Consider the following 6,290-nt stretch of genomic DNA (forward strand, 5'->3'; position numbering starts at 1 on the left):
GCCCCCCCCCCCCCCCCCCCCCGGCGCCGTCGATGCGGCCGGCTTCTCCCCGCTCCTCCCCTTTTTGCCGGGCGCCGTTCAGGCACGCTCGACGGCTCGCTCATTGTTGTCTTCCGCAGAACACTACGTTGGGCGTAGCGGCATTTTTCGCGAGCCGGGCGAGGCCTACACTGGTTTCGACGGTCACCGTGTGCGATCGGCACCGTCGAAAACCTGGAGGTATCCACTCATGAACCCGCTGATCCGCACGATCGCCCTCGCGGCCGCATTCGCCGCTCCCGTCGCCGCGCAGGCGCAAGCCAACTCGCCGCTCACACGCGCCGAAGTTCATTCAGAAGTGGTTGCGCTGAAAAAAGCCGGCTTCCAGCCGAGCGACTGGTTCTACCCTGCCAGCATTCATGCCGCCGAGGCGAAGATCGCCCGGCAACAGGGCGCGCCGCAGGCCACGGACGCCGGCTACGGCAATCGCGGCGCGTACTCCACGGGCCAATAGCCCGGTGTCGAACCCGTGAACCGCGCTCGCGCCAGCGCCGCGTTCCCGGCCCGCGCAGCGCGCACCGCCCTGCCCGGTCACTGCGGCTCGATGCTCGCTTTCGCGTAGGACTCGCGCTCCAGTTCCAGTATTTCCGCGCACAGTTGCAGGTGCGTGCCGGGCGGCGCGACGACGTGCCGCTTCAGTTCCGCCAGCACCTGCTCCGAAAATTGGCGCTTGACGTCGGTCGTCCGGCCGCTCAGCACCGCGAGCTTCGCATGGACGAACGCACGCGGCGCCGGCGACGTGCCGACCGCGAAGGTATCGAACCGCAGCGCACGGCTCTTGATGTCGAGCTCGTCGAAATGGCCGGACGCGGCAAGGACGGCATTGAGCGCGCGCAGGGTCGCGCCGGCGTCGAACCCGTCGAGGTTCGCGGAATATTCGAGCGTCAGATGGGGCATGGTGTCGGTGGCCTCGTTGGTATCGGGAAAAGCGCCGGCCGGCATCCCGAAAGCTCACGCAGTGCCACCGGATGCTATGCCTTGACCGGCTGGATCAGGCGCTCGCAGGCGCTTGCCTGCGGATCGCCGGCGGGCAGTTTCCCACAGATGCCGCCGAACTGCTTCGCGATCGACCTGACCGATGCGTCGTGCGCGCCGCTGTCGCGCCAGCGGTTCAGCTGCGTGACGACCTTGGTCAACGCGCGCAGGTTTGCGCCGTAGAACGCGTCCCGGGTCTTGTCGGCCTGCGCGAGCACGCTCGCGGCAATCCCTTCGATGCGCGCCGAATCGTCCGGCGCCAGTTCGACCGCATTCGCAAAATAGGTCGCGCCCCAGCGCAGCTTCGTCGCCGGCCCGCTCGCCGCGTCGTATGCCTTGCGGTACCAGTCGAGCGCCGCGGCCTTGTCGCCACGCGCTTTCGCATTCGCGGCCAGCCCGGACATGAAGTAGTACGGGGTGGACGAACGCGGCAACTCGGCCTTCAGCAACGCATCCGACTCGTCGTACAGGCCCGCGTCGGTCAACGTGTCCGCGCCTTCGCTGACGAGCGCCTGCCGCTCGTAGGCATTCGCAGCGCCCTGCACCGACGCGGCGATCTGCTTGCGCGCGGTATCGGCCAGCGCCGGCGCAGTCAGCGGCGTGCCCTTGGGCGCATCGCCGCGCGCGAGCAGCACGCGGCCGTGCAGTGCCATCAGCCGGTCGATCGACGACAGCGTGGTGTCGGTCGACAGCCGCGCAAGCGCCGCGTCGTACGCGCCGCGCAATTTCGCGCGCTGCGCGTCGCCGCCGCCGCCGAGATACGCGACCACGCGCGCGGGCGCCGCGACCAGCACGTCCGAATCGGCCCGTGACCATGCGGGATCCTGCAGCACCGTGCGCAGCGAATCGGCAAGCGCCGCCTTGTCGAGCGCGCCGGCCTGCGCGGGATCGTCGGACGCGGCGACCACGGCCGACTTCAGCGCGAAGCGCGCCGATTCGGCCTTCGCGCCGGCCGCCCGCGCGCGTTGCGCGAGCGACTGCAGCGTCTCGGCGACGCGATCGGCCGGCACCGGCAACGCACCGTCGGTATCCCACGAATAGTCGGCCAGCAGGCGCCATTCGTCCGGTGTCAGCGATGCACCATTCTTCAGCGCGGTCGCGAGCGTCTGCCGCACCGGATGCGCAGCCGTCATCCCGAGCGACAGCGCCTGCATGTAGCGGTCGAGATCGGCTTCGCCCGGCAGCCGCGTCACTTCGGTGCCGTCGGGACGGAACAGGATCATCGTCGGATAGCCATGCACCTTGAAACGCTCACCGAGCTTCTGCGCGCTTTCGGTATCGCCGTCGAGATACACGGGCACGAAGAACGACGAGCGGGTCTTGAATGCCTGCTGGCTGAAGATCGTCGACTTCACCTGGTTGCACGACGGGCACCACACCGCGCCCCAGTAGAGCAGCAGCGGCTTGCCGGTGCGCTTCGCCAACGCGAACGCGGCATCGACATCGCCGTGCTGCCATGCGATGCCGGGCGGCAGATGCGCGCCGTCGGGCGACGCACTCGCCACCGGGGCGCCCGTGGGCGTCGCAGCGGCAAACGCCGCACCCGCGGCGGCGAACAGGCAGGCAGCAGTCAGATTCCGGAAGGCGGATTTCATCGAAGCGGGTCCGTTGAAAGAGGCGGTTGCGGGAAGGTGCGGCATGCGAAGCGATGGCCGTGATGCCTTGGCCAGGAAGCGATGACGATGAAGCGAGCCGACGTGCAACGCCGCGCAGGATCGTTACGGAAAAGCGCACGCCGGCCGAGGCGTGCCGGCAAATCGTTCAACGATATGACGGGCACCGCCGGCAGAAAACGAACGAATTCTCGAATGAATATGACGCTCGGCAGCGCGGCCGCGTGGGCTATCGGATATGCGTCGGCCGAGCCTTCACTGCCGTGCCTTGATCCGCGCCATGTGATACACGGACTCATGCACGCCGTCACGCAACGCATAGCCCGGCGATTCGCCCTCGATCCGGAAACCGTGCTTCTCGTAGAGCACGATCGCCGCGCGGTTGTCGGTGAACACGGTCAGCTCGAGACGCGTGACGTTCAGCCAGTTTTCCGCGAGATCGATCGCGGCCGCGAGCAACCGGCTGCCGACGCCGCGCCCGTGATGCGCCGCGTCGACCATCATGCCGAGCCCCGCCGCATGACGCCGCCGCGGATTCGGCTCGAGATTCAGGCCGAGATGGCCGACCACGACGCCGTCGATTTCGGCGACGAGGCTCATGCCGCGCTCGCGCACGCCATCGAGCCGCTGCTGCCATTTCTCGAGAGACGGAAACGGATGCTGCAACGTATTCGCGTACACCGCGGGATGCGCGGCGATCTGCCGGATCGCGTCGACGTCGTGCGTCTCGCTGTGCCGGATCTTGATGTCGGTCATGGGTGGGCCGGTTCCGAAAATTCGCGCTGAAGGCGTGGACTGCGCGTACGCGCAGCAATGTGTCGAGCTTATCCGATTTCACGCATTTGAAACATGGTCGTCACGTCGTCGCGCGTCATGTTGCCCCCGCAACGAACTTCGCCACCCGATTCGAACGGAACCCGGCAAATTTTGACCGGCTACGCATGCGGCGATCGGTAATTCCCGACCTTTTTCAGCCGCGCATCGCGCCTGAACAACTCGTTGCGCACGCAACGTCACGCAAGCGACATGCGATGTCATGCGTTCATCACGTCGACGTCACGTCGTCTCCCTAGACTGGGCGCCGCCCAACCCGGCATGCGCCGGGCCGGTGTGTGCCGACGTCCTGGCCCGCGCATCACGAGCGCGCGTCGCGCAGGATCGCGGCAATGGCCAAGGCATCCGCGCGACATCACGCATCGCGCGAGATGCGCGCACCTCCGCCACGCGCGGCCGCTGCACTCGAACGCACACGCCGCGCGAATCGTCCCAGGGGGGGCGACGCCCGGGCGCCACCAGACGAAGTCACGAACGCTCCCATCATCACAGGACCCGAACGCCATGACGTCACGCCGCAAATTCCTCCAGCAGACCGCCACTTCCGGCCTCGCCGCCGCCGCGCTGTCCGCGTTTCCGCCGAGCATCCGCCGCGCGCTCGCGATTCCCGCGTTTCACGAAACGGGGACCATCAAGGACGTGAAGCACGTCGTGCTGCTGATGATGGAGAACCGCGCATTCGACAGCTACTTCGGCACGTTCAAGGGCGTGCGCGGGTATGGCGACCGCTTTGCGGTGCCGTCGCCGAACGGCCGCAACGTGTTCTACCAGACGTACACGAAGCCGACGCCCGCCACCACCGTCACGCCGTATCACCTCGACGCGAGCCAGGGCAACGCACAGCGCGCGGGCGGCACGCCGCACACGTGGGCCGATGCGCAGGCCGCGTGGGACCACGGCCGGATGAACCGCTGGCCCGACGCGAAGACGCCGCTGTCGATGGGCTACTACGACGCGGCGGAAGTCCCGTTCCAGCGCGCGCTCGCCGATGCGTTCACGCTGTGCGACCACTATCACTGCGGGATGCACACGGGCACGATCGCGAACCGCCTGTTCTACTGGAGCGGCACCAACGGCCCGAACGGCATCAGCCCGGCCGACGGCAGCCGCGTGAAGATCGCCGCGCTGAACAACCAGTTCAACGGCGGCAACGACATCGGCCCGTCGAGCCAGGGCTGGACCTGGACCACCTACGCCGACCGGCTGCAGCAGGCCGGCGTGAACTGGAAGGTCTACCAGAGCCTGATCGACAACTTCGGCTGCAACGAGATGATGAGCTTTCGCCACTGGCGCGCGGCGATCGAGCAGATGCCGCCCGCACGCCGGCCGGCGTATGTCGCATCGACGGACATCACGCAGCCCGTGACGGCGGCCGGCGCGTTCTACGATCCGGCGATCGACGATCCGCTGAGCCCGCTCGCGAAAGGGTTCGGCAACACGATGCCGTACGGCTTCCTCGAATCGTTCCGCGACGACATCCGCAACGGCACGCTGCCCGAGGTGTCGTGGATCATCCCCCCGTCCGTGTACAGCGAACACCCGGGGCCGTCGAGCCCGGCACAGGGCGGCTGGTACGTGCAGGCCGTGCTCGATGCGCTGACGGCAAACCCGGAGGTGTGGAGCAAGACCGTGCTGCTGGTCAACTACGACGAGAACGACGGCTTCTTCGACCACATGCCGTCGCCGGCCGTGCCGTCGCGCAACGCCGACGGCACGCTCGCGGGTGGCCATACGCTGGCGGCCGCCGACGTCGCCGCCGAGTACCACGACTTCACGCCGGCCACGGCGAGCCAGCCGGCGACCGACGGCCGTCCGTACGGCCCGGGCCCGCGCGTGCCGATGTGGATCGTGTCGCCGTGGAGCCGCGGCGGCTGGGTCAACTCGCAGGTGTTCGACCATACGTCGACGCTGCTCTTCCTCGAAAAACGCTTCGGCGTCGCGGAGCCGCAGATCAGCGCGTACCGCCGCGCGGTGTGCGGCGACCTGACGAGCGCGTTCAACTTCCGCTCGCCGAACAACGAACCGCTGCCGACGCTCGCGGGCCATACGACCAAAGGCCAGGTCGACGCGCTGAGCGCCGCGCAGCAGGCCGCGCCGAAGAACGTGCCGCCGGCCGCGCCGTCGCTGCCCGCCCAGGCCACCGGTGTGCGCCCGTCGCGCGCGTTGCCTTACGAACTGCATGCGAGCGCACAGGCCGATGCCGGCAGCGGCACGGTCACGCTGAAGTTCGCGAACACGGGCCGCGCCGCCGCCGTGTTTCACGTCTATGACAAGCTGAATCTCGACCGCCTGCCGCAGCGCTACGCCGTCGAGCCGGGCAAGACGCTGCGCGGCGACTGGGCCGCGCGCGCCGACAATGGCGGTAAATATGACCTGTGGGTGCTGGGCCCGAATGGCTATCACCGCCGCTTCACCGGCGACCTGAGCCGCCTGGCCGGTGCCCGCGCGCCCCATCCGGAAGTTCGCGTCGGCTATGCGGGCGCAAGCGGCAACCTCCACCTGAAGCTGCGCAACCACGGCGGCGGCACGGTGCGTTTCACCGTGAAGTCGAACCAGGTCTACGGGCCGCTGTCCGGCCGCGGCGCACACGACGATCGCGGTCATGGCCAGGGCAACGAGAACGGCAACAGCCAGGGGCACGGCCACGATCACGGCACCGGTACCACGTGGACGGTCACGGTGCGCGCCGGCGACCAGGCCGAACTGCACTGGACGCTCGACTCGACCGGCCACTGGTACGACTTCGTCGTCACCGCGGACAGCGACGCGAGTTTCTCGCGCCGCGTGGCCGGCCGCGTCGAAACCGGCCGCCACTCGGTCAGCGACCCG

At 68.5% G+C, this 6,290-nt stretch carries 5 protein-coding genes; 2 read left to right on the forward strand and 3 right to left on the reverse strand.

Annotation, left to right across the window (positions count from 1 at the left end; all coding sequences use genetic code 11):
• The first annotated feature begins 229 nt into the window (after positions 1 to 229).
• Positions 230 to 493, forward strand: a complete 264-nt coding sequence (locus JYJ84_RS25785; RefSeq protein WP_122948270.1) for a DUF4148 domain-containing protein — start codon at positions 230 to 232, stop codon at positions 491 to 493.
• Between the two features lie 77 nt (positions 494 to 570).
• On the opposite strand, the gene JYJ84_RS25790 is transcribed toward JYJ84_RS25785, so the two are convergent.
• The 3 genes from JYJ84_RS25790 to JYJ84_RS25800 form a co-directional block, all read right to left on the reverse strand.
• Positions 571 to 936 carry a 5-carboxymethyl-2-hydroxymuconate Delta-isomerase gene (locus tag JYJ84_RS25790; RefSeq protein ID WP_164462751.1) on the reverse strand — a complete coding sequence of 122 codons (366 nt, stop codon included), beginning with the start codon at positions 934 to 936 and terminating at the stop codon, positions 571 to 573.
• 74 nt (positions 937 to 1,010) lie between these two features.
• Positions 1,011 to 2,609: a thioredoxin family protein gene (locus tag JYJ84_RS25795; protein WP_122948272.1), complete on the reverse strand. Its 1,599-nt coding sequence runs from the start codon at positions 2,607 to 2,609 to the stop codon at positions 1,011 to 1,013.
• A 273-nt stretch (positions 2,610 to 2,882) separates the two neighbouring features.
• On the reverse strand, positions 2,883 to 3,383 hold the full coding sequence (locus tag JYJ84_RS25800) for a GNAT family N-acetyltransferase (RefSeq protein WP_122948273.1): 501 nt from the start codon (positions 3,381 to 3,383) through the stop codon (positions 2,883 to 2,885).
• A gap of 582 nt (positions 3,384 to 3,965) precedes the next feature.
• Here JYJ84_RS25800 and JYJ84_RS25805 point away from each other — a divergent pair.
• A partial coding sequence (locus JYJ84_RS25805; protein ID WP_205189599.1) for a phosphocholine-specific phospholipase C occupies positions 3,966 to 6,290 on the forward strand: 2,325 nt, incomplete at its 3' end.

The organism is Burkholderia sp. LMG 13014 (assembly GCF_905232215.1).
GTDB lineage: Bacteria > Pseudomonadota > Gammaproteobacteria > Burkholderiales > Burkholderiaceae > Burkholderia.